At 44.5% G+C, this 22042-nt stretch carries 23 protein-coding genes and 1 pseudogene; 14 read left to right on the plus strand and 10 right to left on the minus strand.

Going from position 1 to position 22042, the window contains the following annotated elements; all coding sequences use genetic code 11:
• Positions 1-41: 41 nt before the first annotated feature.
• From spaC to SB658_RS10060, 6 genes are all read left to right on the plus strand, one after another.
• Positions 42-1133, plus strand: a complete 1092-nt coding sequence (spaC, locus tag SB658_RS10035; RefSeq protein ID WP_014479322.1) for a spore coat associated protein SpaC — start codon at positions 42-44, stop codon at positions 1131-1133.
• Positions 1123-2484, plus strand: a complete 1362-nt coding sequence (gene yheD / locus SB658_RS10040; protein WP_046160225.1) for a spore coat associated protein YheD — start codon at positions 1123-1125, stop codon at positions 2482-2484. The genes spaC and yheD overlap by 11 nt, the downstream gene beginning before the upstream one ends.
• Positions 2485-2633: 149 nt before the next feature.
• Entirely contained in the window at positions 2634-2852 is a 219-nt protein-coding gene (locus SB658_RS10045) for a YheE family protein (protein WP_010886462.1), read from the plus strand.
• 209 nt (positions 2853-3061) lie between these two features.
• On the plus strand, positions 3062-3265 hold the full coding sequence (sspB, locus tag SB658_RS10050; protein ID WP_003233287.1) for a beta type acid-soluble spore protein SspB: 204 nt from the start codon (positions 3062-3064) through the stop codon (positions 3263-3265).
• A 104-nt stretch (positions 3266-3369) separates the two neighbouring features.
• The gene (locus SB658_RS10055) at positions 3370-3495 is read left to right on the plus strand and encodes a hypothetical protein (protein ID WP_003245136.1); all 126 of its coding nucleotides are present in this window, start codon (positions 3370-3372) and stop codon (positions 3493-3495) included.
• 38 nt (positions 3496-3533) lie between these two features.
• A complete protein-coding gene (locus tag SB658_RS10060; RefSeq protein ID WP_014479319.1) occupies positions 3534-4154 on the plus strand; it encodes an SDR family oxidoreductase in 621 nt (206 codons plus the stop codon).
• A 48-nt stretch (positions 4155-4202) separates the two neighbouring features.
• On the opposite strand, the gene bmrD is transcribed toward SB658_RS10060, so the two are convergent.
• The 3 genes and pseudogenes from bmrD to SB658_RS10075 all read right to left on the minus strand — a co-directional run bounded on the left by bmrD (position 4203) and on the right by SB658_RS10075 (position 8257).
• Complete coding sequence (gene bmrD / locus SB658_RS10065) at positions 4203-6224, minus strand: multidrug resistance ABC transporter ATP-binding protein/permease BmrD (protein ID WP_144500812.1); 2022 nt, start codon at positions 6222-6224, stop codon at positions 4203-4205.
• Positions 6221-7978: a multidrug ABC transporter ATP-binding protein BmrC gene (gene bmrC / locus SB658_RS10070; protein WP_144500811.1), complete on the minus strand. Its 1758-nt coding sequence runs from the start codon at positions 7976-7978 to the stop codon at positions 6221-6223. Before bmrC ends, bmrD begins: the two co-directional genes overlap by 4 nt.
• Positions 7979-8097: 119 nt before the next feature.
• Positions 8098-8257: pseudogene (locus tag SB658_RS10075) on the minus strand (hypothetical protein).
• A 163-nt stretch (positions 8258-8420) separates the two neighbouring features.
• On the opposite strand from SB658_RS10075, the gene SB658_RS10080 reads away from it, so the two are divergent.
• Positions 8421-8921: a universal stress protein gene (locus tag SB658_RS10080; protein WP_015252456.1), complete on the plus strand. Its 501-nt coding sequence runs from the start codon at positions 8421-8423 to the stop codon at positions 8919-8921.
• Positions 8922-9047: 126 nt separating this feature from the next.
• Positions 9048-10409, plus strand: coding sequence for a Na+/H+ antiporter NhaC (nhaC, locus tag SB658_RS10085; protein ID WP_120363312.1), 1362 nt, complete (start codon positions 9048-9050; stop codon positions 10407-10409).
• Positions 10410-10451: 42 nt separating this feature from the next.
• Here the strand turns inward: nhaC and dat are convergent, their stop codons facing one another.
• A complete protein-coding gene (dat, locus tag SB658_RS10090) occupies positions 10452-11300 on the minus strand; it encodes a D-amino-acid transaminase (protein WP_017695386.1) in 849 nt (282 codons plus the stop codon).
• A 284-nt stretch (positions 11301-11584) separates the two neighbouring features.
• On the opposite strand from dat, the gene SB658_RS10095 reads away from it, so the two are divergent.
• Positions 11585-12433, plus strand: a complete 849-nt coding sequence (locus SB658_RS10095; RefSeq protein WP_032725295.1) for a polysaccharide deacetylase family protein — start codon at positions 11585-11587, stop codon at positions 12431-12433.
• A gap of 23 nt (positions 12434-12456) precedes the next feature.
• Here the strand turns inward: SB658_RS10095 and srtN are convergent, their stop codons facing one another.
• The 3 genes from srtN to SB658_RS10110 all read right to left on the minus strand — a co-directional run bounded on the left by srtN (position 12457) and on the right by SB658_RS10110 (position 14641).
• Positions 12457-13200 carry a sirtuin NAD-dependent deacetylase gene (gene srtN, locus SB658_RS10100; protein ID WP_032725294.1) on the minus strand — a complete coding sequence of 248 codons (744 nt, stop codon included), beginning with the start codon at positions 13198-13200 and terminating at the stop codon, positions 12457-12459.
• A 69-nt stretch (positions 13201-13269) separates the two neighbouring features.
• On the minus strand, positions 13270-14385 hold the full coding sequence (gene mscY / locus SB658_RS10105) for a small-conductance mechanosensitive channel protein MscY (RefSeq protein WP_015383218.1): 1116 nt from the start codon (positions 14383-14385) through the stop codon (positions 13270-13272).
• A gap of 148 nt (positions 14386-14533) precedes the next feature.
• A complete protein-coding gene (locus tag SB658_RS10110; RefSeq protein ID WP_009966908.1) occupies positions 14534-14641 on the minus strand; it encodes a YhdX family protein in 108 nt (35 codons plus the stop codon).
• Between the two features lie 233 nt (positions 14642-14874).
• On the opposite strand from SB658_RS10110, the gene SB658_RS10115 reads away from it, so the two are divergent.
• Genes SB658_RS10115 through crcB form a run of 3 tightly spaced genes read left to right on the plus strand, consistent with a single transcriptional unit; the run spans position 14875 to position 16341 of the window.
• A complete protein-coding gene (locus SB658_RS10115) occupies positions 14875-15606 on the plus strand; it encodes a glycerophosphodiester phosphodiesterase (RefSeq protein ID WP_014479309.1) in 732 nt (243 codons plus the stop codon).
• Positions 15593-15988, plus strand: a complete 396-nt coding sequence (locus SB658_RS10120; protein WP_014479308.1) for a fluoride efflux transporter FluC — start codon at positions 15593-15595, stop codon at positions 15986-15988. The genes SB658_RS10115 and SB658_RS10120 overlap by 14 nt, the downstream gene beginning before the upstream one ends.
• Positions 15985-16341 (plus strand): fluoride efflux transporter CrcB, encoded by a 357-nt coding sequence (gene crcB, locus SB658_RS10125; protein ID WP_003233320.1) that lies wholly within the window; start codon positions 15985-15987, stop codon positions 16339-16341. Before SB658_RS10120 ends, crcB begins: the two co-directional genes overlap by 4 nt.
• A gap of 13 nt (positions 16342-16354) precedes the next feature.
• Here crcB and SB658_RS10130 read toward each other — a convergent pair whose 3' ends face one another.
• On the minus strand, positions 16355-17740 hold the full coding sequence (locus tag SB658_RS10130; protein ID WP_032721242.1) for a hemolysin family protein: 1386 nt from the start codon (positions 17738-17740) through the stop codon (positions 16355-16357).
• 326 nt (positions 17741-18066) lie between these two features.
• A complete protein-coding gene (locus SB658_RS10135) occupies positions 18067-19248 on the minus strand; it encodes a pyridoxal phosphate-dependent aminotransferase (protein ID WP_015383213.1) in 1182 nt (393 codons plus the stop codon).
• Positions 19249-19404: 156 nt separating this feature from the next.
• Here SB658_RS10135 and cueR point away from each other — a divergent pair, with 156 nt between their 5' ends.
• Together cueR and SB658_RS10145 are read left to right on the plus strand one after the other, a co-directional pair.
• Positions 19405-19836 carry a Cu(I)-responsive transcriptional regulator gene (gene cueR, locus SB658_RS10140; RefSeq protein ID WP_010886460.1) on the plus strand — a complete coding sequence of 144 codons (432 nt, stop codon included), beginning with the start codon at positions 19405-19407 and terminating at the stop codon, positions 19834-19836.
• 60 nt (positions 19837-19896) lie between these two features.
• Positions 19897-21231, plus strand: a complete 1335-nt coding sequence (locus tag SB658_RS10145; RefSeq protein ID WP_009966903.1) for a hemolysin family protein — start codon at positions 19897-19899, stop codon at positions 21229-21231.
• Positions 21232-21299: 68 nt separating this feature from the next.
• On the opposite strand, the gene SB658_RS10150 is transcribed toward SB658_RS10145, so the two are convergent.
• The gene (locus SB658_RS10150; protein ID WP_003233335.1) at positions 21300-21899 is read right to left on the minus strand and encodes a 1-acylglycerol-3-phosphate O-acyltransferase; all 600 of its coding nucleotides are present in this window, start codon (positions 21897-21899) and stop codon (positions 21300-21302) included.
• Positions 21900-22042 lie beyond the last annotated feature (143 nt).

Raw genomic sequence — 22042 nt, forward strand, 5'->3', positions numbered from 1 at the left:
ACACCCGCCGGCAGCTTTTGAATAAAAGGGGGAGTCTCACCATGATAACACTCGGTTTTATGTCCTTATCCCGCCAGCATGAAGCGGATTATTCCGCAGAACTGGCCAAAAGAGCACCCGAATTCGGCATACGTTTCATCCGGTTTACACCATTTGATATTTTACCTGACACTTTGCGTGTCAAAGCATCGGTCTATCATTCGGCCAGCAGCACATGGAACGAAACTGAAATGGCGATTCCAGATTATATTTATGATCGCTGTTTTTACGGCAAGGATTCACATTCCCAAAAAGCAAAACCAATCGTTGAGTGGCTCAAAAAATATCCGAAAACGGAATTTATCGGGCGGGGTCTTCCCGATAAGTGGACCGTCCTTCACGATTTGCAGCAGCACTCTGTAATCAATCCCTATATTCCGGAAACGATAAAGGTGAGCCGCTACGAACAAATTCACTCCTTTTTATCCAAAGAAAAAGCCTGCATCCTTAAACCGGCATTCGGCGCGGGAGGCAGAGGCGTGATTCTATTGAAGCTGGGCAAGAAAAACATCACAGCTACTTATCACATCGGAAAGGATAAGCAGACAAAAACGTTTTCCAACCAGACTTCTTTTAAAACATGGTGCAAAAAAGTGCTTCAGCATCAATATTTGCTTCAGCCTTACTTAAACATTCAAGATAAGGAACAATACCCTTGTGATATTCGTCTGTTTATGGAAAAAAACGAAGCAGGTGAATGGAATACAGTCGGAAAGGCAGTAAGACGCGGATACAAACACGGGCTGCTGGCCAATTTGTCAGGCGGATCTGATGCGCTGACATTTGACTCCTGGTTTGAAGATATACCGAAAAAACAGCAAGTGGTTTTACTAGATGATGTGTTTTCGATTACCCAATCGGTTCCGTATTATCTTGACGAGCGCTATGGACCGTTGTTTGAACTCGGTCTTGATATATGTCTTGCTAAGGACGGGAGAATTTGGATTTTAGATATCAATTCAAAACCGGGCAGGAAGTCAATCCTGCGTGTCTCTCCCGAGCAAAAAGAACAGCTGTACACTTGTCCCCTAAAGCGCTGCCAATATCTGTTTTCTGAGCAAAGCCAGAAAGGAGTTCTTCCGCGTGAATCCTAAACGGTTTTTGATCGGCATAGACAAAACCAGTGAAAACACCCTGTTTCTGCCCTCTTCGCTGAAGCGAGACGGACTTTTGCATGCCGCATTCGGAACGAAGGTTGTCAGATGCCACGTTGCTTACAGACGGCATCTGGAACAAACCGTGCTACTCTCTGAAAATCTGTTTCATGAGCTTTTGCTCCCCCACCGAAGCAGGGCTGATATACTGATTCATGATCATACAGTGCATATCGGGCCGTTAGTCGGCATCTTTACGGCAGGGTTTACTGTATCTCTTGAACGTCCATTTAAGGATCGTTCCCTCTTTTTTTCTAAACTTGTCACGTTACACGAGCAAGCCGGAGGCTACTGCTTCGTTTTTGGCGCGCACCAAATCAATTGGGAGGAAGGCACAATTGAAGGCCTCCTTTACAGGGAAAACGGCTGGGAGAAAAAAATTGTTCCATTGCCGAACGTCGTTTATGACCGTTTGCCGAACCGAAAAATTGAAGATTCACTTCTCTTGCAACATACAAAAAAGAGGCTGATCGATGAATATCAGATCCCATGGTTTAATAAAACGTTTTTCAATAAATGGAACGTTCATCAATTGCTCGAAAAAGATCCGAGAACGGCACCCTTTTTGCCTAGATCCGAGCTGACACCGTCTGTGGAGCTGATAGATGAGCTCTGTGGCGCATACAAAAAAGTCTATATCAAACCGGCAAATGGAGCACTCGGCACCGGCATTTATCAGCTGAAAAGAACAGATGGCGGCCTGACGGTAAAGCATACGAATGACGCCAAAACATTTACTTCGATTGATTATTCCGATGCCGCCTCATTCCTTGCAGAATTTCAAAAACAGCACAACACGTCCGACTTTCTCATTCAGCAAGGTGTTGATCTCATCGAATTTCAAGGCAAACCAGCGGATTTCCGTGTCCATACCAATAAAAACAGAAAAGGAAAATGGACAGTGACAGCAATCGCCGTAAAAATTTCCGGAAAGAACAGCATTACAACACATCTTTCTAACGGCGGCACTGTAAAGACACTTGCGGAAGTATACGATGATCCCACTGAAAGAGTTGAGGTCATAAAAAAGCTTTCTGCAGCGGCACTGACGGCAAGCCATGTCCTTCATGATCATATCGAGGGGTTTATCGGGGAGATTGGTTTCGATTTTGGCATTGATCAGAACGGTAAAGTATGGATGTTTGAAGCGAATTCGCGCCCAGGCCGAAGCATTTTTTCTCATCCAAATTTGCATCATGTTGATTCTCTTACAAAACGAAGAAGCTTTGAATACGCGTCATATTTATCTGAGAAGGCAATCACATCTCCTGAAGCATTGTGGCCTTCGTAACCTGTCCGCTTTTTTAATAAAGCGGGCTTATCTTTATCCAAAGCTGGGACAATCTGCATATTAAGGCCTCTTCAATGATGTTCTGAAACAATGATACAATGAACATAAGCCGTTTTTATTCAGGTCAATTGATACCAAATGTAAGGAGCGTGGCCGTAATGATTTCTCATTTCAGCTGGAAACCTTTGTTCCCAAAAGAAAAGCTGCCCGGATGGAAAATTTCATTTTATTATAAAGGGACCCATTATGAAGGCATCTATCATAAGAGCGGTGAGATTGAATGGGGAGACTTGTTTCCCGCCCGCGCTGACGAGCCTGCTCTTACAAACGAGATACATGAACTGATGCTTTTTCATATTTATGACTAGCTTAGCCTAAACGGCTAAGCTTTTTTTGCTTTCTCAAGATTTACCACACAATTCTCCGCATGAGTTTCCGGCCATTTTAACATAATACGTAGTAACAAGCCGGCAAAGCATTGGGTTACGCCGAGGCGGCAGTGACACCCGAGAAGGGTTCACAGATTGGTGCAACTCCAGTTAACCCAACCATACTAAATAAAAAGGAGATTTTACACATGGCTAACCAAAACTCTTCAAATGACTTGCTAGTTCCTGGCGCAGCTCAGGCTATCGATCAAATGAAACTTGAAATCGCTTCTGAATTCGGCGTTAACCTTGGAGCGGACACAACTTCTCGCGCTAACGGTTCTGTCGGAGGAGAAATCACAAAACGTTTAGTATCTTTCGCTCAGCAGCAAATGGGCGGCAGAGTTCAATAACAATTCAATATATGGCTATAGAGGGCGCGGTTTCCGCGCTCTCTTTATTTTGTCACCCTTTTTTCCTGCTCCACATATCCTAGAAAAAAAGGGAGGGAATCGGGGTGTCATTCATCACCATTGTGAATTGGGAGCTGGTTCAGTTCGTAAGTGTATCCATGATTCATGAATATGTTTCCCATCGTTCTGTTTATTTGTACAGGTATTCTTTCCCGCGCTGTTCAAACTGAGAACATCCTTTTATAATGAAAGGCGAGGAGGTTTTTTGATGAAAATCGCTTTATTAGGAGCCAGCGGCCGCGTCGGACAAGCCTTTTTAACACAAGCTGCAGCAGATGAAAGATTTGATATTTTCGCTCTGATCAGATCTCAACATGCTGATTTTCCCCTTTCAAAAGACAGAACCATCATGGGGAACGCCCGCCGCTTAGAAGATGTGAAAAAAATAATGGAGAATGCTGAAATCGTGATCAGCTGTCTAGGCACAGATGGTGATGATACCTTGTCAACTGCTATGGCACACATTCTCTCCGCTATGGAGGAACAGCATATCAAACGGCTTATTACGATCGGCACCGCAGGGATCCTAGATTCCCGATATGAACCGGGGAAATACCGGTTTGAAACAAATGAATCGAAACGAAAGCAGACCCGCGCAGCCAAGGAGCATGCAAAAGTATACGAAATGCTTAAAGAATCATCATTAGACTGGACAATCATCTGCCCCACTTACCTCCCGGACGGAACAGCAACCGGCGTTTATCGTACGGAGCGTAACGTTTTGCCTGAGGGCGGCACAAGCATTTCGGTCGGCGATACTGCGGACTTTTTATATCGTGAGCTCGTTACAGGTGAGTATGTCGGATACCGTGTCGGACTGGCTTATTGACTACATAAACCAAAAACCCAAAACACGATTGTTTTGGGTTTTTGAGCGTTATGCAATGGAATGTTTCTGTCCCTTTTGCAGTTCATACATTTGATAATATTGGCCTTCTAATGCCATCAGTTCCTCGTGGTTCCCTCTCTCAACAATTTCTCCCTTATCAAGAACCAAAATCTGATCAGCATTTCTGATTGTTGAAAGCCGGTGAGCGATGACGAAGGTGGTGCGTCCTTGTTTGACGACATCAAGCGCCTTCTGGATCACGGCCTCTGTCTCTGTATCAATATGCGCCGTTGCCTCATCTAAAATCAAGATCGCGGGATCAAACGCCAAAGCTCTTGCGAAAGAAATTAACTGCCGCTCTCCAGAGGATAGCGTGCTGCCTTTTTCAATCACGGGCTCATTAATGCCTTTAGGAAGCTTCTTAAGAAGAGGCTCAGCACCGACTTGCCGCAGTGCATTTTTTATTTCTTCTTCAGTCATTCTTTCGTCATCCAGACTTACGTTAGATCCGATTGTACCCGAGAATAAGTACGGGTCCTGAAGCACAATGCCCATATGGGATCTGAGTTCCTGTCTTGACATGTTGTAAATGCTTTTTCCATCAATTAAGACATCACCTTTTTGCGCATCATAAAAACGAAACAGAAGATTCAAAATCGAGCTTTTTCCTGATCCGGTATGGCCGACGAGCGCTACGGTTTCGCCTTTTTGCGCAGTAAAGGAAATATGCTTTAATACCTCTTCACCTTCTTGATACGCAAATGACACATCACGAAATTCAACCCGCCCCAGCGCGCGCTCCTTCGCCGGTTCACCCGCTTCTTCCGTATTCTTTTCTTCAAGCAGTTCAAAAACACGCCCGGCGGAGACCCTTGCAAGCTCCAGCTTTGAAAACTGATTGACGATGCCTGTGATCGGCTGAAATAACCGGTTCAAATAATCGACAAACGCGTACAGCACACCGATAGAAACAATCCCGGCCGCATTCAGGCTCGCACCGCCAAAATGCCAGATCAGACAGACGAACGCAAGATTGCGGATGACATTGACCAAATTATGGGACATTAAGGAGTTTAAATTCAGCATCCTGTTTTGGAAATAAAAATGTGATTCATTTAATTCCTCAAATTCTCTCATTGTTTCCTTTTGATGGCGGAAAGCCTGGATAATGGTCATGCCTTGAATTGACTCATTCATTTTTGCGTTAATGTCACTGTTGATCGAGCGGATTTTTTGGTTGTAATATGACGCATATCTCCGGTATATGACAGACCACAGCCAGATAATCGGCACAATTGCCTGACATACAAACGCAAGCTTCACATCAAGCAGAAACAAAGCCGTGAATATCCCGAACATATAGATTCCGCTTGTCACAAATGTTGAAAGCACTGTGACATATAAATCCCTGATAGCCTCCGTATCATTGGTAATCCGCGCAACGACTTTTCCGGCCGGAAGGTTGTCAAAATAGCGAATCGGCATACTCTGTATGTGCGAAAACACGTCCTGCCTCATCTTTTGAATAATCCGATTGGCGCTCATCTGCAGCAGATAATGCTGTCCGTATTGAAAGAATACCGAAAACACAAGCAAGCCCCCATACAGGCAGATCAGAAACACCATTCCCTTTATTTCCGGCTGATAGAACTGGAAAAGTTCCTGCTTAGTCAGCTTTTCGGCAGCATATGCCCGGCTCTTGTCTCCGTTTGTGATCGTCAGCTTCCCGTCAGAAACCCTTCTATTCCCGTCGAAGCTGACAGCCTGATCAACAAAATAGAACGCCATTCCCACTTGATAAATATGCGCTTCTTTTGCTTTTGAAACAGGTTCCTGCATTCGGTCCTCTCTGACATATGAGACGCCGTGAAACTGAACGGCATTTTTATCTTTTTCCGCAGCTTCATACCATGTTTTCTCAATACCGAGGATATGGTCATCTATCATTTTCTTGCCAATAAACGGCCCGGTCAGTTCTGCACCGACGGCGACAGCTAGCAAAAGGACGGCTGTGATCAGCAATTTTCGATAAAGAAGTGCGTATCTCCATAACGTTTTTCCTATTTTCATGCCCCTGCTCCCCCTTCTTCCGCAGTGAACAGCTGCTGTCTTTCATATTGTTCCCGGTACCACCCATTATTGGCCAGCAGTTCTTGATGCGTGCCTCTCTCAACAATGACGCCGCCGTCCATCACAAGGATCAGGTCAGCGTGCTCAACCGCGGATAATCGGTGCGTCAAAATAAATGTCGTTTTTCCTTTGCGGTTTTCTCTGATGTTCTTGATAATTGCAGCCTCTGTTTTGGCATCTACAGCGGAAAGTGAATCATCCAGAATCAAGATTTCCGGATTCGCCATGAGTGCTCTCGCAATCGAAATTCTTTGTTTCTGTCCGCCTGACAGTGCCACGCCTTTTTCACCGACCATTGTCTCCAGACCGGACGGAAGCATGTGCAAATCTTTTTCAAAATGTGCTTCGGCAATGGCTTGCTGAACCTCTTTATCAGTTGCATCCTGTTTTCCGTATAAAATATTTTCTTTTACAGTCCGTGAAAACAGTAAATGATCCTGAGGCACATATCCGATCCATCCGCGGAGACGGTCAAGAGGGATTTGCTGAATCGGTACACCTGAAAATGTAATGCTCCCTTCACCTAGAGGATACTGGCGCAAAAGCTGCTTAATAATTGTCGTTTTTCCGCTCCCGGTTTTACCTGCAATCCCGACAGTCTGCCCTTTTCGCACCGTAAATGAAATATCCTGAAGATTGTCACTTGTTGAGCTTGGATATGTAAAGCTGACATGACTGAAAACGATATCTCCAGGCTCTTTAAGATCAGCGGGCTGTTTTGGATCTGTCACATCCGTTTCATAAGAAAGAGTTTCATTTACCCGGTCTAATGACGCATTGCCGCGCTGCATCACGTTAATGAGTTCACCGATTGCAAACATCGGCCAAATCATCATGCCGAGATAAACGTTAAAGGACACTAACTCTCCAAGCGTCAGCTCGTTCCGGAATACAAGAAACGCTCCGTAGCCGAGCCCAATCAGATAGCTTGCGCCGACAAGCAGTTTCACCGTCGGCTCAAACAGTGAATCAATAAAAGCCACTTTCATATTTTTCTGATAAACATCAGCGGTCATTTCATTAAACCGGCGAACATCGTTTGTTTCCTGAACATACGCGCGAATCACCCGCACGCCTGAAACAGATTCCAGCACTCTGTCATTCAGCGCCCCGAACGCGTTTTGGGCCTCAGTAAACCGCTCATGAATTTTACTTCCATATAGACTGATTGCAATCGCCATGACTGGAAGCGGGATAATGGCGGCAAAGGTCAGCTTCCAGCTGATCAAAAACCCCATTGTCAAAAAGATCGTCATCATAAACATCGTAGAATCAACTAACGTCAAGATGCCAAACCCTGTGGTTAAACTGACGGCCTGAAGATCATTTGTCCCTCGTGCCATTAAATCGCCTGTTCGGTTTTTTTCATAAAACGGCGGCGCCATAGTCAGCAAATGCCCCATCAGCTTCGTACGAAGAATTTTCTCCATCAGATTCGCTCCGCCAAACAGCTGATGCATCCAAAAATAAGACATGATATACACGGCCGCCGTCAGCACAAAAAAGATACCGATATAAAACAGCAGCCCTTCCGCAGTAAATGCCCCTGCTTTCATATCATCTATGGCGTTCCCCAAGAGCTTAGGCGGAAACATTTCAATGACATTGACTGCTAATAAAAGGACAATCGCAATCGTATAGCGCAGCCAGTACGCCTTAAAAAACCAGCCAAGCTTTTTCAAAACTGAAAACATCTATCCCCATCTCCTCATCAGCCGCCTTCTATTTTTTCCTTGCAGCTTTTTTCATCCAATTTGGCACGAACAGCCCTCGCCTCTGTATTGGTCTTCACATCCCATACACCTGTCTTTCCTTAGATTTTGTATATAAAAAAAGCATGAAGCGTCAGCTCCATGCCTTTTTTACGATATGTTACGCACAGCGCTTTTCAGCGCGCGGTCCGACCTAAAAAACCGTTCACGAAAACAGAACAAAAGGTTTGCCGCGCCAATATGAAACTGTTTGATAAACACGCAAATTCCTTGGCATAGCAAACCCTCCTTCCATTCTGATTTCATCTTTTTATCATCATATAAACAAAACCTTTTATTGTCAATCATTACTTGAATAGGAAAAGGTTAATGGTGCTCAAATTCGGGTAGTAGTGTTGTAAGACGCTTTGAAAGGGTGAGAAGGATGTTCCATGCTGACCGTATCATTGTTGCGTTTGACGGAAGTGAAAATAGTAAGAAAGCGCTTCAGACAGCCATTGATCTTGCTAAAACCGTAAATGCCGCTATTACCGTCGCCCATTCACATGATATGAAAGACAATCAGACCGTCATCGACCCGCCCAGACCCGCAGCTGAGGCAAGCTATATCAGCGGAGGCATGACAAGTGTTCCTGATCCGCTGATATCGGATGTAACATCACCTGAGCCAATGATCTATGAAGACCGTACGGAAGAAGTCATCGCCGAAGCAAGAATGATGCTGAATGAACAGCAGGCAGATGGAGATATCGATATATTAGAAGGCGATCCGGCTGAATCAATTATCGAGCATGCAAACCGCATTTCTGCCGATATGATCGTAACCGGAAGCAGAGACCAAAACAGGCTGAAAAAGCTAATATTCGGAAGTGTAAGTGAAAAGCTTTCAGCGAAATCGGATATACCCGTCCTGATTGTAAAGTGAGCACGCCCTGTGCTCACTTCTTTTATATTCATAATTGTGAAAAAACATAGATTTTCGTTTTTTTCTGTTATAATGCTTTCGTGCCCAAAAGCACAAAAGCATTAAAGATAAATATGGGGTGTTATTTTGGATTCTCAAAAAAAGCTGACGTTTCCGTTAGCCGTCGGTTTATTTATATTGATGTTATGCATTATTATTTCTTGCTTATTCTTGCTTCATGTAGAACCTCATATCCCGCTGTTTTTAAGTGTTGTCATGCTTTCAGCAGCAGCTTTATGGTTTGGAATTTCCTGGAAGAGTATTGAAAAAGGGATTGTAGACGGGATCAAAAACGGCGTACAGCCGATTATTGTTCTAGCGCTGATCGGCATCTTAATCGGCGCCTGGATGTACAGCGGCGCAATACCGACTGTGACAGTTTATGCCCTATCCTTTATTGAACCAAGCCACCTTCTGTTGACTGCTTTGTTTTCATGTATGATCATCAGCACACTTGTTGGCTCAAGCCTAACAACTGTAAGCACAATCGGAGTAGCGCTGATCGGCGTGGCGAGCGCGGCTAGCGTTCCGCTTGAATGGACAGCAGGCGCAGTCATATGCGGCGCTTGTTTTGGGGATAAAATGTCGCCGATGTCGGACACAACCAACTTTGCAGCCGGAATAGGCGAAATACCGATCTTTGAACACATTCGCCATATGATGGGCACAACCATTCCAGCTTTGCTCATCACTGTCGTTCTGTTTTACTTTCTCGGTTCATCAGTGTCAGCGGACGCTGCTTCAACCGAGAATATTCAGCAGGTCATAACCGGAATAAAAGATGCCGCAAACGTGACACCGTGGGCCCTTCTTTCTCCGCTCTTAGTCGTTTTGCTGGCAATAAAACGGGTATCAGTAATCCCCGTTCTGACTGCCGGAATTATTTCCTCGGGAATTTTGACTGCTATTTTTGTACCCGACAGCAGCCTGCAGGCGTTTATGACAGCTTTGCAAAATGGCACAACTTTCGAAACTGACAATGAGGCAGCCGCTAAAATTATTAACAGAGGCGGACTGCAATCCATGATGGGCTCTGTCTCTCTCATTATGATTGCTTTTGCACTCGGCGGATTGATGGAGAAAATCGGATTGATTTCTGCACTATTGGAAGGCGTCATGAAAGGCATCCGCTCAAAAGGCCGTCTTGTTGCAGCAACTGTCTGCTCAAGCATCGGCGTCAACTTGGCAACGGGCGAACAGTATTTATCGATATTAATACCGGGACAATCATTTAAATCTTTATATGACAAACGAAACATCCAGCGAAAATTTCTGACAAGATCATTAGAGGACGGCGGAACATTAATTAACCCATTGATTCCTTGGGGCGTCAGCGGCGCATTTATGGCGAGCGCACTTGGTGTTCCAGTCATAGACTACATCCCGTTTACGTTCTTCCTCTATATATCGCCAATGATCTCCATTTTGATTGGATTTGTTAAAAAATAAAAAGAGCCCCGCTGTAAAAAGCGGGCTCTTTTCTTCGTTCATTTATGAAATGCTAGCAGCCTGTTGAATGCTTTCTTGAAAAGCAGCCTGAAGCTGTTTGGTCACCGGTCCGGGTTTCCCGCTTCCGACCGATTGTCCATCGAGCGTCACGACCGGAATAATTTCTGCCGTCGTTGACGAAATAAAGATCTCTTCCGCCTGTTTCAACTCTTCTTCACTGACAGGAGTCTCATCCAGTTTGATCCCATTCTTCTCAATCAGTCCTAAAATATTCATCCGTGTAATTCCATTGAGAATGAGCCGATTAGCCGGATGTGTTCGCACTGTGCCGTTGATAACGGCATAAACGTTAGAGGATGTACCCTCCGTAACAACGCCGTCCCTAAGTAAAATGGCTTCAAATGCTCCGGCTTCATAGGCCCTTTGCTTCGTCATGACATTATACAGTAAATTCAGACTTTTGATATCACATCTTAACCAGCGAAGATCCTCATCTGTAATGGCCGCCACTCCGTATGCCTGCTCTTGCTCCGGTTTTTTCACCGTAAACGTATAAGCAGTAGTCTGCGGCTCGAGGCCGGCTTCATACTGGTGTTTTCGCGGGGCCACACCTCTTGTTGTCTGAATGTATACCGCTCCCTCACTGACCGCATTTTCCTGTACAAGCTTTTGCAGGTCCCACTCGAGATCTTCTATACTGAATGGCAGTGAAATTCCGATTTCAGCAGCACTTCTGAAAAAACGCTCTGCATGCTCACGTAAGCCGAACAATACTCCTTTGTACACCCTGATCACTTCATAGATGCCGTCACCAAACTGATAACCGCGATCTTCCAAATCGATTGATGCTTCACTGCGCCCAATCAGCCGGCCATTGACTAAAACCTTCATAAAAGCCCTCCCTTTTCGAGATGTCCCTGATGTCATTCAAGCTGTCATTATCACTAATTCTACCATATTGGACAAGCTGAAAAACAGAAAGATCAAGAGATCTATAGCGGAAAGGAGTTTATTTTTTCCTTAAAATCTGACATTTCGACAAATTTTCTATGTGCTTTCCAGTTTTATTCCTGTATACTTGACTGGTAATACATAGGTTGTAAACATAAGGCATCTTCATAAGCTGCCTGCTGTACAGCATTATGTAGAGATTTTATGCCAATGGAGAGATTGTTATGCGACAAACGAGAGGAGAGGCTTCTCCTTCTGCAGTTTCGCTTGCTTTTAAATTTGCAAGTTTAGCAGTTTTATGTGTGCTGCTTTTGCTTATGGTGATTTTGGGTTATTCTAACAGTTCAACGAAAGCAAAGGAAGTCACTGTCACAACTAACGGACAGCTTCGAGATGAGAAGGAAAGCCTTAAGCTGAAAAACGACTCCCCCGATCTGCTGATAAAACATCTGCAGACAAAGCAGGACATGGGAGATAAAACGGTTTACTTAACCTTCGATGACGGCCCGTCAGCCTTTACAAACCGCTTGCTCGATGTACTGAAAAGCGCTGATGTAAAAGCGACGTTTTTTATGCTGTCACCGCGGATGAACGAATTCAAACAAGCTGTGAAAAGAGCAGAAAAGGAAGGCCACGCACTCGGTTTACATGGCGTTACCCACAATAACAGATTGTTCTATCAAACACCGACATCTCCGCTAAAAGAAATGCAGGAGGCGCGTGACACGCTGCAGGACATTACAGGATATAAAACCGCTCTTGTCAGAACGCCCTACGGAAGCAAACCGTCACTAACCCCCTCACAAATCCGCAATCTTGAGAAAGACGGTTTTGTGTACTGGGATTGGACGATTGACAGCATGGACTGGAAATACCGAAATTCAAAGTATGTGACGGCCGTGTTAGAGCAGCTTGAAAATATGGAACACAGCTCTTCAGGCCGCCCGAATGTGATTCTCATGCATGATCTTCCCGCTACCGTAAACGCGCTGCCGGTACTAATCAATAAATTAAAAGAAAAAGGCTATTCCTTCGGAGTGTTAGAGGACACAATGGTTCCTGTTCATGAATAAAAAAGTGAGGCGCATAAGGCGGCTCACTTTTTTATTCCCAAACTTCGGGCAAACTCGCCGATTTTTTGATGGATGACCATGTCAAACAAGCTGTCGCAATACGTTGGTTCAAGGTTTATGATGACTTTCTTCATGCCGGGAATCAGACTTGCATCCTCAGGCACAAATCTAGCCGGAGCCACTTCGAGAGACGTGCCGATAACCAATAAAAGATCTGCTTGATCCAGCTTTTCATAAAGGGTGTCAAAGTGCATGACGGCGTCGCCAAAGAGAACAACATCGGTTTTTAATACCGTTCCGCAAATGTCCCCATTGTTTCCGGCCGCCGTGCACTCCGGCACCTCCCGCTCCAGCAAATGGGGAAGATCATATCGGGCGCCGCATGCCGGACAAGCTGCTGTCTGGATAGAACCATGCAGTTCGTATACATGCCTGCTCCCCGCTTTTTTATGAAGACCGTCAATGTTTTGCGTGAAAATATCGACCTGCTTCCCTTGCTTCTCCAACTCAGCTAAAAGCAAGTGTCCTTCATTCGGTTCAAAGCTGCCGCTCATTTTCATCTGGAACAATTCTTTGAATTTGGGCCAAAACAGACGCGGATGACTTGAGAAATAATCAAGGCTCATCGCTTCCATTCTTGAGGCATCTTCCGTCCAAATGCCCCCTGCTGAACGAAAGTCGGGAATCCCTGATTCTGTGCTCATTCCCGCTCCGGTCAGCACAACAATTCGCTGTGCTTCATGTAGAATACTTTTGAATGCTTCCAACTCAACACCGCCTTTTTCTCTTATTTTACCATGAAAAAGACTCCGCCTCTGTCAGACGAAGTCTCTCTTTTAAGCCCGTTCCTTTTCCTCTTTATTTAGATTCACCTGGAATGGGTCGCTTTCGTGCTTTTGCTTGACAACAACCATTTGGCCGGGATATGCAAACTGGACACCTTCTGCACCTAAAATCTCAATAATTTTATAGTTGATATCCTCTCTAATATTAAGGTTTTCAGCCCAAACTGTCGTTTTTGTATAGAAGTTAAAAAATAAATTGTAGTAGCTGTCGGCAAACGTATCAAAGTTGACCATGATTGTTTCATTATCAACGCCCTCATGCTCTAAGAGCATTGTTCTGAGAGAATGAATGGAGCGTTCAAGATTCTCAATCGGCGTAGCGTAGGACACATGGATGGAAAACGTAATCTGGCGTTTGGTCATTCTTGTCCAGTTCGTGATCGCTTCCATCGACAGCGTAGAGTTCGGCACCGTTACAAGCGCCCCCTGTGCTGTTCTGAATCTCGTGCTCCTAAAGGTAATATCCTCGACTGATCCTGTTACTGTCGACGTCTCCACCCAGTCACCAATTGTAAACGGCTTTTCAGTAATAATAATAATACCGCCGAAGAAGTTGCTGATGGTATCCTTCGCGGCAAGCGCAAAAGCCAGTCCGCCAAGACCAAGGCCCGCTACAAATCCGTTGACATCATAATTGAATTCCTGAGCGATCACACTGACACTGAGCGCAATGATCACAAAACGGAGCAATTTGGATAAAAACGGGGCCAGAATGTCATCCATGTCAAGCTCAAAGCGCTGATTCACCTTATGGAAGATAAACGACGATGTTGCGGTCAAATTACAAAGACCCCAGCACAAGAGCGCCACAATCAGTGAGCGGTATATTTTGCTGATGACCGGCATTTGCTCATCTAAAAACGGTGAATACCGGATCGCTAAAAACAGCCCAAGGGCAACAAAAAACCATCTGGCCGGCTTATCAAACGCCAGAACCACCTGTTTAAAAATTTCTGTTTTCGGCCGGTTTGTCAAATTAAAAAGCAGGTTAAAGAAATATCTTGTGAATAATTTTCTAAGTATAAGAAACACCAGCAAAATCGCCAAGCTGATGCCGATTTGAATGATGATATCAAGCGTAAAATACTGCTGCAGATAATCCGGCATGACTGTCTCCCCTCTATCCCAATCAATTGTTTATTATACTAAAATATTCGTAAAGATGTTCATTTAAATGTCTTTTGCAGCACAAAACCCCGGCGAAACGCCGGGGTCATTTCTCAATTCATCTATCAGCCAGATTCAATAGGGACAGTCACTTACCTTTTTTCGTTTGTGTCTGATCAAGGAGAGTTGCTTTTTGCATTTCAGCATCCGTTTCGGCTTTAATTCTTTCCTCCACTCTGATTCTCCCTTTTCCCATGATCTCGCCTCCTTTTTTGCTATTATAAAGGATCATATTTTGTTGTGAACATGTCGAAAGACCTAATTTTCTGACGAAATGTGTTCTGATACGCTGAGTGTCTTTTTTTAGTTATACGCATTCCTCAGCCCGGACCATTCCGATATGGCAGAAAAAATTCACCAGTTTGTATCGCGGTGCATATATGGATTTGATACAATAACAGAAATGCCCATACGAGGAGCTGACTTAGCTTGTACATCATTGCCCATCGCGGAGCATCCGGCTACGCTCCGGAAAATACGATTGCCGCATTTGACCTTGCGGTGAAAATGAATGCAGATATGATCGAACTGGATGTCCAGCTTACAAAAGACAGGCAGATTGTTGTGATACACGATGACAGGGTTGACCGAACAACAAACGGATCGGGCTTTGTTAAGGATTTTACCTTGGAGGAATTGCAAAAACTCGATGCAGGAAGCTGGTACGGTCCCGCTTTTCAAGGAGAGCGTATTCCGACCCTGGAAGCGGTGCTCAAGCGCTACCACAAAAAAATCGGCCTTTTAATTGAACTAAAAGGCCATCCGTCTCAAGTCGGAATTGAAGAAGAGGTGGGACAGCTATTAGGGCAATTTTCTTTTTCTATCAATAATATTGTTCAATCCTTTCAGTTCCGCTCCGTCCAAAGGTTCCGCGAGCTTTATCCTTCGATTCCGACAGCGGTCATTACAAGGCCCAACTTTGGCATGCTGTCCAGAAATCAGATGAAGGCCTTCCGCTCTTTTGCAAACTATGTCAATATAAAATACACACGGCTCAACCGTCTGATGATCGGCTCCGTCCATAAAAATGGCTTAAACATATTTGCATGGACTGTCAACAATCAAAAGACAGCGGCAAAATTACAAGCCATGGGCGTGGACGGCATCGTTACAGATTACCCGGATTTCATCATAAAGGATGGCAAACATGAAAATATATAGCGCGGTTTTTATCGGAGGCGCGCTTGGCGCCTGCCTCCGATACGGATTAAACTTATGGATACACACCGGTCAGTTCCCGGCGGCAACCTGGCTGGAAAATGCGGCAGGCAGCCTTCTATTAGGCATTTTGACCGGATTTTTTATGATCGGGGCAAAACGGCCTCTGCTGTCGGCTTTTTTAGGCACCGGCTTTTGCGGAGGCTTCACAACAATGTCCACGTTTTCTAAGGAAACGGTGATGCTTTTGCAAGGACAACCCTCATTGGCTCTTTTATATGTGGCAGCCTCATTGATATCAGGGATCATATTTGCACTGATTGGTGTTTTTGCGGGACGGCGCATAGCAGGCATTCAGCAAAGAAAGGGGCTGCAGGAAAGATGACACTAGCGGGTATTTTCATAGGGGGCGGACTTGGCGCAATGCTTCGGTTCTGGCTTGGCAATGTCATAACCGCCAAAACCAAAGGTCTGAGCCTGCCCATTGGCATACTGACAGTCAATATTCTCGGAGCTCTCGGGCTCGGAATATTTACAGGACTTCACGTTGCAAATGCTTCGGTCTCGCTTATCATCGGCACGGGGTTTTTTGGCGCCTTTACGACCTTTTCCACTTTCAGCGTTGAAAGTATTCAACTCCTTATGGCCAAACGTGTAATAGAAAGCATCTTGTACATCGCCCTGACACTTTGCGGGTCGCTTTTGGCATTTTGGTGCGGCTGGACAATCACAATATAAAAAAACCTTGAGCTTATTTCTCGCTCAAGGTTGCACTGTTCAGCATCACAGGCTCAGGCAGCGGCAGCTTGTGGTGCGCCATAATCCCGGTTGTGTTGCCGGCTTCTTCTTTTATATCGATTTGCTTGATTAATCGGCCGTCCATCTTCAGCACCTTTATCGTATATGAACCGATGCGAATGGATTCACCAGCCTCAATATCGATGTTTTCTTTTAATATCAGCCCGCCGATCGTATCGACGTCTTCTTGAATCGATGCGCCAAGAAGGCTGTTCACCTGATCGATCCGAACCTTTCCATCCATCACATAATGGCCGTCGCCAAGCTTTTGGATCAGCGGCTGTTCATCTTCATCAAATTCATCTCTGATCTCTCCGACAATTTCCTCAAGAATATCCTCTGTCGTCACAAGTCCCGAGGTTCCTCCGTATTCATCCGACAATATAGCCATATGAATGCGCTCGCGCTGCATTTTAATCAGCAAGTCATGAACCGGGATCGTTTCAATCACTTCGATGACCGGCCTCACATACGGATGGATCGTCATCTTCATTCGTTCTTCTTCTGTCATAAACAGCAAATCAGAAAACAAATGCTTCGTATTGACCAAACCGATCACACTGTCTTTGTCTCCATCTGTGACTGGCCAGCGCGTGTATTTTTCCTTCAGCATGACTTCGAGCATCTCGGCCATCGTCATCTCAGTTGACACAGCAGCCATTTCCTTCCGCGGTATCATAATTTCTTTGGCGATCCGATTATCAAATTCAAAAATCTTATTCACATATTTATATTCAGACGGATTAATCTCTCCGTTTTTTAAACTCTCAGATAACAGCATCCTGAGTTCTTCCTCAGAATGGGAACCATCATGTTCTGACGCAGGCTTCAAACCGAACATCCCGCATAAAAGCCGCGCCGATCCATTGAGGATCCAAATAAACGGAAACAGGAGCAAATAAAATAAACGCAAAGGGCCCGCTATCAGTAAAGTCAGCTGTTCTGCCTTTTGAATCGCGACCGTTTTCGGGGCCAGTTCACCTACAACAACGTGCAGGAACGTGATCAAGCCGTACGCGACTGCAAAAGAGGCTGCATGTGAAACCGAGTCCGGCAAGCCGAGCGGTTCAAACAGTGGATGCAGCAGCCGTTCAAAGGCCGGCTCACCCAGTACGCCAAGCCCGATTGATGTCAATGTAATGCCCAGCTGGGATGCGGATAAATATTCATCCAAATCTGTAATGACACGCCTTGCGAGTATCGCCCGTTTGTTTCCTTCTGTGATAAGCTGATCTATTCTGGATCTCCTCACTCTAACAATCGCAAACTCGCTTGCAACGAAAAACGCGGTTAAAGCAATGAGCACGCCAATTAAAATCAGACTGTCAATATCGTCCATTTAACCCTATCCTCTCAACAAAGGATAAGGAGTCACCTCCTGATATAATCATTTTTCCTTAACATTGAGGTACGCGGTGTATTGTTGCCTAAGCAGAGGGCCCCATCATACCACCTCCAAAAGTCAAAGTTTGATTATAAATTGTATATTTTATTGTAACACAACTCATTCCAAAAATGATTTTTAATTTTTAGACTTTTATCATGAAGAAAGCCTTAACTGCATGCCTGCTTGTTAATTCTGCGCCTGTCTGGATTGGAAGAGGAAGGATTTTGCGGATATAAAAAGAAAACAGCCTTGAAAACTGTTTTCTTTTCTTTGCCTTCTTAAGCAAAATCTTTATATAAAGAAATGAAAATGTCCCGTGAGTTTTTAATCTGCTCGATCGGCACACTGAAGGATAATCGGAAATGCCCGCTCATTCCAAAACCGCTGCTCGGCACAATTAATAATTTGTATTTTTGGGCGGCATGCACGCAAAATGCAACTTCATCTTCAATCGGCGATTTCGGAAAAACAAAGAAACCTCCCTTTGGCATTTCAAATTCAAAACCGGCTTCTTTTAAAATGTCTACCATTAAATCCCGGCGCTCTTTATAAGCGCTCGCGTCTACTCTTAAATCATCCATTCGTGCCACAGCCCGCTGCATCATGACAGGGGCATTCACAAATCCAAGCGTTCGATTACAATACACAAAAGCGTTGATCAAAAGGTCCGCATCCGGCATTCGGCTGTCCAATCCGATATACCCGAGCCGCTCTCCGGCTATGCCGAGATCTTTACTGAATGAGCTGGCCAATATCACACGATGGTACGATTGAAACGGATTTGCTAGCTCTTCATCATAGATTAATTGACTGTACGGTTCATCAAACAGCACATAAATCGTCTGGCCGCTCTTCTCTTCTATTTCTTTTAATAAAGCGCCTAAATCGTCTATATTTTTCTGGCTGAGAACAGTGCCTGTGGGGTTATGCGGTGTATTGAGAATCAGCCCTTTCGTCTGTGGAGTGATCGATTGCCTTACCGCTTCAATGTCGATCTCAAACCGGCTTGTCAACGGGCAGCTGACGGCCTTTCCCCCGTAGTTCTCAATATACAACTTATATTCGGCAAAATAAGGTGCGAGAATAATGACCTCTTCCCCAGGGTTTACGATGCTTTTTAACGCAACATTCAAAGCGCCTCCCGCACCCACCGTCATGACGATACGCTCCGCTGAGAAATCAGCTTCAAAACGTGACCCCAGAAATTGCGCGACTTTTTCTCTCGCTGCAGGAAGCCCTTGATTTTGTATGTATCCGTGGCTGCCTTTTTCAGCTTCCTCTATTAACGCTCTCTTAAAAGCTTCAGGCGGTTCAACAATCGGGTTGCCGAGTGAAAAATCAAATACCTGGTCTTCCCCGAACTCCTTCTTCAGCCTTGCACCTTCATCAAACAGCTTGCGAATCCATGATCCTTTATTTAAATTTTCTTCAACTTCCCGGGATAACCCAGCCAATTTCATCTGTCCCTTCCGCATATAAAAATTTGAAAATTCTATCTTCCTATGTTACTTCAATCAGATGATGAATTCCACAACTTCCAATTCCGGTCTAAAAAAAACAATAAACTTGTGCAAGACACCGTTCATATATTAAACTATTCTCATAACTATAACGTGATGGTTGGGAGGGATATAGATGGGGCTGAGACTTATCGCATCAGTGAACTAGCGGCACTCGCCGGAGTAACGAAACGGACAGTTGATTATTATACGAATCTCGGTCTGCTTACGCCGGCCAGATCCTGTTCAAATTACCGTTACTACGACGAAAATGCACTCAAACGACTTATATTTATTGTAGATTGCAAGAAGCAGCGATTGGCCCTGTCCGATATTAAAGATCGACTGGAGAACCAGTTTCCCTCTTCAGCTAAACTTGATGATGAAATTGGAAATCTGGCATTAGAAATTGATCATATGAATCAAAACATCTCCGGAATCTTGCATCGGTTTGAACGGCTGAAGCCCGAGGATCGTGACAAGCTGAAAAGCAAACTCCCGCCTGAAAAGCTCGCCGTGTTCCAATCATTTATGCTGCTGTTAAGTTAAAACCATTTTATCTAACAGGAGGTGTTACCTTCATTCTCATTGCTAGAGTGAAGGTTCTAATTGGACATAGTGAATTTGATTTTAGTTGCTGTTTTAATCGCCCTGACGGCATTTTTCGTGGCATCTGAGTTTGCCATTATCAGAATCAGAGGCTCACGGATCGATCAGCTGATCGCGGAAGGAAATAAAGCAGCAATAGCCGTAAAAAAAGTGACCACGCATCTTGATGAATATTTATCTGCGTGTCAGCTCGGAATTACATTGACTTCCATCGGATTAGGGGTTTTAGGTGAATCAACGATCGAAAGGCTGCTTCACCCGCTTTTCGTACAAATGAACGTACCAGGTTCCCTTTCACATGTCATATCGTTTATTTTTGCGTATGCCATTATCACGTTCTTACACGTTGTTGTCGGAGAACTTGCACCTAAGACAGTCGCTATCCAAAAGGCGGAAGCAGTGTCTATGCTGTTTGCGAAACCGCTGATTTGGTTTTACCGCATCGCGTTCCCATTCATTTGGCTTTTGAACAATTCTGCACGGTTATTGACCAAAGCATTTGGCCTGGAGACCGTTTCAGAAAACGAACTGGCTCACTCAGAAGAAGAGCTGCGAATCATTTTGTCTGAAAGCTATAAAAGCGGTGAAATCAACCAATCAGAGTTTAAATATGTAAATAAAATCTTTGAATTTGACGACAGGCTCGCGAAAGAAATTATGATTCCGCGGACCGAAATTGTCAGCCTTCCGCATGATATCAAGATTTCTGAAATGATGGACATCATTCAGATTGAAAAATATACCCGCTACCCTGTGGAAGAGGGCGATAAAGATAACATTATCGGGGTTATTAACATTAAAGAAGTGCTGACCGCCTGCATCAGCGGTGAGGTATCTGTTGATTCCACCATTTCTCAATTCGTCAACCCGATCATTCATGTCATTGAATCTGCGCCGATCCAAGACCTGCTTGTCAAAATGCAAAAAGAGAGGGTCCACATGGCCATTTTGTCTGATGAATACGGCGGTACTGCCGGGCTTGTGACGGTTGAGGACATCATTGAGGAAATTGTCGGTGAAATCCGCGACGAATTTGATATTGATGAAATTAGCGAAATCCGCAAAATCGGCGAAGGCCATTATATTCTTGACGGAAAAGTGTTAATTGACCAAGTAAACGACCTGCTAGGCATCCATTTAGAGAACGAAGAAGTCGATACAATCGGCGGCTGGTTCCTTACTCAAAAATACGATGTTGAAAAAGATGATTCCATCATCGAAGAGGGCTGCGAATTCATCATTAATGAAATTGACGGCCACCACGTCGCATATATTGAAGTGAAAAAGCTTCAAGAAGAAGAACTTCTGGAGACAGCTAACCAGCAGGAAGCATAATAAGAAAAGCACCTTGTATAAGGTGCTTTTCTTATTTTCACAGTTTCAGGGCAATCTCTCAGAACGCCTTATAGCTGATCAAGTTTATTCTCTAGTTCTTTAATCCGCTGATTCAAAGCCTCTGTCATTGCTGCAAGTCTTTCCTTTGAAGGCAGGTGGGCAAAATCAGCCTGGTGAAGAGGCTCACCGATAATCAGCTTCATTTTTCCTTTTTTGAATAACTCTTTTCCGCTTGAAGGGCCCTGATATGCAGCGGGGACAAGCGGCGCTTTCCCCATTTGCGCAATCGTCACCGCACCTCTTTTCAAAGGCACATCCTCAGAGGTTCTTGTTCCGCTTGGGAAGATACCGACGATCTCTCCTTCTTTCAGCAGCTTAATCGGCGTTTTAATACTGCTTGGCCCGGGATTTTCCCGATCTACCGGAAAGGCATGAATTTTCTTCAGAAACGAACCGATCCATTTATTTTGAAAAAGCTCTTTTTTCGCCATGTAGTGTATTTGATAAGGAAGAATCCCGACTCCGAGTGTAATCACATCAACCCAGCCGGAATGTGTACACGCGATGACAAAACCTGAATCGGCCGGAAGGTTTTCTTTGTTATACACCTTCACTCCTCCGCGAAGAGAAAGAATAACTTTTAAAGCATTTGCACAAAACTTATACATATCGCACTTCCTTTGTCGTAATCAATGATTCTTTCTGTCATCTATTATAACAATATTTTTTATTACCTGGTACTAATTTTTAAGATTTCTCCCGTTAAAACGCCAAAAAGCTGAGGATTCGCCCTCAGCTTTTAGATTGTTGA

Origin of the sequence: Bacillus sp. SIMBA_008 (assembly GCF_046535495.1) — a bacterium.
Lineage (GTDB): Bacteria > Bacillota > Bacilli > Bacillales > Bacillaceae > Bacillus > Bacillus subtilis.